The sequence below is a fragment of the Tritonibacter sp. SIMBA_163 genome (assembly GCF_046535935.1).
GTDB lineage: Bacteria > Pseudomonadota > Alphaproteobacteria > Rhodobacterales > Rhodobacteraceae > Epibacterium > Epibacterium scottomollicae.
Window position 1 is genome coordinate 1 of record NZ_JAWJBP010000958.1, and the last position, 250, is coordinate 250.

Consider the following 250-nt stretch of genomic DNA (forward strand, 5'->3'; position numbering starts at 1 on the left):
CTGATTTTACTTGATGTGATGATGCCGGGAATAGACGGGTTTGAAGTGACTGAACGCATCCGTCAAAAAGAAGATTTACCCTTTATCCCTATTCTCCTGATTACCGCATACGATCAGCCCAGTGTTGCCAAAGGTTTAGATAGTGGTGCTGACGATTTTATTCGTAAACCCTTTGAATTAGAAGAATTATTAGCGCGAGTCCGATCATTATTACGATTAAAACATAGTGTTGATGAACGAGATGAAATTG

At 39.6% G+C, this 250-nt stretch carries 1 protein-coding gene; it reads left to right on the forward strand.

The window, feature by feature from the left end; translation table 11 throughout:
* The coding region (locus R0J92_RS25165; RefSeq protein WP_411053692.1) for a response regulator transcription factor at positions 1-250 on the forward strand (250 nt) is incomplete at both ends.